General features: G+C 47.1%; 5 protein-coding genes. 3 read left to right on the forward strand and 2 right to left on the reverse strand.

The window, feature by feature from the left end; translation table 11 throughout:
* Nucleotides 1-121: 121 nt before the first annotated feature.
* On the reverse strand, nt 122-859 hold the full coding sequence (locus WD077_13165; protein MEX0968184.1) for a hypothetical protein: 738 nt from the start codon (nt 857-859) through the stop codon (nt 122-124).
* 250 nt (nt 860-1,109) lie between these two features.
* Here WD077_13165 and WD077_13170 point away from each other — a divergent pair, with 250 nt between their 5' ends.
* Complete coding sequence (locus tag WD077_13170; protein ID MEX0968185.1) at nt 1,110-1,391, forward strand: acyl carrier protein; 282 nt, start codon at nt 1,110-1,112, stop codon at nt 1,389-1,391.
* 14 nt (nt 1,392-1,405) lie between these two features.
* Here the strand turns inward: WD077_13170 and WD077_13175 are convergent, their stop codons facing one another.
* Nucleotides 1,406-2,191, reverse strand: coding sequence for a class I SAM-dependent methyltransferase (locus WD077_13175; protein MEX0968186.1), 786 nt, complete (start codon nt 2,189-2,191; stop codon nt 1,406-1,408).
* A gap of 170 nt (nt 2,192-2,361) precedes the next feature.
* Between WD077_13175 and WD077_13180 the strand changes: the two genes are divergently transcribed.
* Nucleotides 2,362-3,372: a PorV/PorQ family protein gene (locus tag WD077_13180; protein MEX0968187.1), complete on the forward strand. Its 1,011-nt coding sequence runs from the start codon at nt 2,362-2,364 to the stop codon at nt 3,370-3,372.
* An 81-nt stretch (nt 3,373-3,453) separates the two neighbouring features.
* The coding region (locus WD077_13185; GenBank protein MEX0968188.1) for a hypothetical protein at nt 3,454-3,764 on the forward strand (311 nt) is incomplete at its 3' end.

Raw genomic sequence — 3,764 nt, forward strand, 5'->3', positions numbered from 1 at the left:
CGTGTACTAATCCCCGAATTTCACATGGTGGTTCCCTACCGTAATAACTAATTCCGGTTTTTACTCGCTTAACAACTGCTGCCCAGCTCCCGGCAGCTTGCACCATTTTAGGTTATTTTTTCTATCCCAGTATCCAATATACAATTCCTGATGCAGCGATCTGCATCGTAAGGTTATCCAGTCCATGATGGCTGATGGCTTCTGTGGCGGTTCCTCCTGCTGCGCAGGCCAGGGCGGTATAGACGGCCAATTCCAAAGAAAAATTCTGTACAAGGAGTGCAGCCAATACCACAAGAAAGCTCATGGCAAATACGGCAGCAGAACCCTCTAATGTTCTGGTAGCCGGGATTCCACCCAGGGATGGGACTTTATACGGATGTTTTCCCCAGCGGCTGCCAACGGGTTCGCCTACGGCATCACCCCAGCCGCCAGCCAGGTAACCGATATAAGCGAATGGCGGAAAAAGGATATTGGCCAGAATGCCACCTGCCGCTGTGGTAGCCAGCGGTATCAGAATGAAGAGCGACCGCTTGGGCGCATCTTTGGTCCGCGCAAGTGATTCGTAAAAGGGATGGCCTTTCCCGCGCCAAACGCCATAGAGCACAATGCCACTCACCAGCACTCCGAACAACACCACTACTTTCAGGCTCCAGACCAATTGCAGGATGCCGGCTGCTGTAAAAATGACAAAGTGAAAAACTTTCCGGGTATATGCTGTGCGCCAGGCATATCGTGTTTTCAGAAAACCTGAGAGCCAGGCAGCCCCCATCCCATAAAGGAGAAGCGGGAGCGTGAAGTACAAAAGAATTTCAGGCGTGGGAATCGTCCTCTTCACAAATTGCAGGAATTCCTGTTCCATCCGGGATCAAATGTGTGTTGCCGCAATATTAGGATTTCTTATCACTGCTATCATCCCGCTGGCCGGCAAATCGTAAATTTTTTTGTACATATAAAAGAAGCCCTTTCCTATTTGAAATTGGTTTTATTGTCCTTCTGAAGGATTGACCACGAAAATTTAACATGCAACCTTTTTTGTAAAATAAAATCTTTGGAAGAACGATTATATACAAGTTTAATATTAGGTTAACACAAAATATTTATTTCCGAACATGAAAATAGCAAGTGAAAACAGCGAATTGGCAAGTGGTGGTGAAAATGTTATCATCACCAGGATCAAGTATATTTTTTCGGACGTTTTCGGGATCAATGAAGAGCAATTGACTCCGGAAGCTGACATCAGCAAAGACCTGAATATGGATTCGCTCGAACATGCAGAAATGGTTGCAGAATTTGAGCGTGAATTTAAACTGCGCATCCCCGATGAAGATGTGCAAAATATTGTAACTGTGGGAGATGCTGTTGCTTATTTACAAAGAAGGCAGGGTTCCTAAGCGCATTCAAATTCTTATTGCCGGGCGGGTTTCGAGTTGTGAATATTTTTCCCCATTCGCATAAATATTTCCCAGGTTACCTCCCGCTTCTCCTCTGGGTTGCCCCACGCTTTTCGTAGGTCATCCTCGATGATCTCAATGGGATTCTTTCGATTGCGCTCCAGGTATCTTTGGGTACCGGACCAACTCATGAGATAATTCAGTTGCTCCTTCAGGTTCCATTGTTCCTTTATTTGGAATTCCGGGTGAGCGGTTTCTGCAAACGGAAATGGAATGGTGCGATACTTTTCCCAGACGATCTGGCTTTTTGCCGGCCAGTATCCGTCAAGGATCTTATGCCACAAGCGGTTCAGGTGTGGATCCACATCTGTATTTACTGAATTTCCCGAATAAGACCATGCTGCCAGAATGCCTCCTGGTTTGAGCACCCGCTTCACTTCTGCGTAAAAGCGGTCAAGGTCGAACCAGTGTAGCGCTGTAGCGACCGTCACCAGCGAAACCGAATTTTCAGGCAGACCACTTTCTTCAGCCGGAGCCACGGAATATTGTATGTTGGGCAGTTGACGGGCATTTGCGATTTGAGCCTGGCTAGCATCCGTGGCGATTACCTGTTTGAAATAGCGGGACAGCGAAGTGGCAGCCTGACCGTTACCGGTAGCGCAATCCCAAGCCACATCCTTTGCCGGAGCGGCTCCGCTCAGGAACGCAAAAAGCTCTTCAGGGTAGGAAGGCCGCGACTGAGCAGACACATTACTTTGTTTTGAGAAATAATCTTTGAAACGAAAATCTTCTGCGGACATTTTGAAAAGCGCTATGTGTTGGGGCAAAATAAATTCATCAGGAAAGGAATGCAGCAAACGATAACCCTAAAAGACAAAATTGTTCTTGCGAAACGAACTTCAATTAGGTAGTGTGATAGCCGTCTTTTGGTATTTTTGCAACTCAATATTTGATGCTTTTTAATTAGCTGATGAAATTCCCAATCCGCTTCTATATCATGCTAACCCTCCTGGCCTGGTTGGGATTTGATGCCGCAGCGCAAATCCTTCCCTCATTTGGCGACTCCCGCACCGGGACTACCGGGATGCAGTTTCTCAAAATTGCTCCGGATGCGCGTTCGGCAGGAATGGCTGGCAGCTTCACGGCTGTGGCAGATGACGTCTCAGCGCTCTACTGGAATCCTGCCGGCCTTATTCACGCTGACAGCCGGACCTATGCACTGCAGTTTGGCCACACACAATATTTTGCAGACATAAACCTGAACTATGCGGCTGCAACTTTTACACGCAATAATGTACATTATTTTGGCGTGAGCCTTATTTCGCTCAGCACACCGGAAATGAAGGTGACAACGGAGTTTCAGCCGGAGGGAACAGGCGAGACCTTTGAGGCGGCCAACCTGGCCCTGGCGCTCACTTTTGCCCAGCGCCTGACGGATAATTTCAGCTTCGGTCTCACGGGGAAATATGCGTATGAAGGCATAGCCGGAATTTCAGCGCACAGCGGCCTTTTCGATTTTGGCTTTCGCTATGACCTGAACCTGCGGAATACGCGGTTTGCAGCTACCGTGAGCAATTTCGGATTCAATGTAGACCCGGAAGGCGAGATCACATTGCAAACGCTGAACGGGCCAGAGGTTGTGGATGATTTCGATAAAATGGCGGTCCCCGCTATTTTCCGGCTTGGTGTGGCCACCGAGGCCATTCAACAAGAGCAATGGAGGATCGTGATTTCCGGGCAGCTTAATCATCCTACTGACAATAATGAAACTTTCGGCATCGGTTCAGAATTCGATTTCCGGCAGCGGCTGTTTGCACGGGCAGGTTATGAATTTGGGGTTGATGAAGCAGGCATACCGGCCTTTGGATTCGGCCTGAAATTGCAACGCAGATTTGGTAACATTAAAGTGGATTATGGTTTTAATAATAAAGTAATCATTGGAACTATTCACCGAATCACGCTGGGACTAGGATTACGTTAGTTCCTTGAGAAATTAAATATTTTGAATTGAAATAATAAAGTATTTGATCAAAAAATATAAAGAAACCGGTAAAAATTATTTATGAAAAAAAAGGGAAATGGAATATTTATAATAATGCTGCTCTTCGGAGGCGCATTCAGTTCCTGCGATTTTCTTTTCGGAAGCCGGGAGGATCCGGTGGTGGATGAGATCTTTGATGTAGGAGCCATTGATCCTGAGCTTGTACCGGACAGGGTAGGGTATGTTCCTATTCTGCCGGTATGGAGCGGGTTTCAGAATCCGGTGGATGTGTTTGTGGGATATGACCAAATGGTATACGTAGTAGATGACAACGGGCTGAATATTCTCGATCTTAAAGGAGAGCGTCACCGGGTGATCCCCATTCCGGGAGC

The sequence above is a fragment of the Bacteroidia bacterium genome (assembly GCA_040880525.1).
Lineage (GTDB): Bacteria > Bacteroidota > Bacteroidia > CAILMK01 > JBBDIG01 > JBBDIG01.

Excerpts from the sequence above, each read along its gene's own strand:
- WD077_13170 (MEX0968185.1), top strand. The coding sequence starts at position 1,110 with ATGAAAATAGCAAGTGAAAACAGCGAATTGGCAAGTGGTGGTGAAAAT.
- WD077_13175 (MEX0968186.1), bottom strand. The coding sequence starts at position 2,191 with ATGTCCGCAGAAGATTTTCGTTTCAAAGATTATTTCTCAAAACAAAGT.
- WD077_13180 (MEX0968187.1), top strand. The coding sequence starts at position 2,362 with ATGAAATTCCCAATCCGCTTCTATATCATGCTAACCCTCCTGGCCTGG.
- WD077_13165 (MEX0968184.1), bottom strand. The coding sequence starts at position 859 with ATGGAACAGGAATTCCTGCAATTTGTGAAGAGGACGATTCCCACGCCT.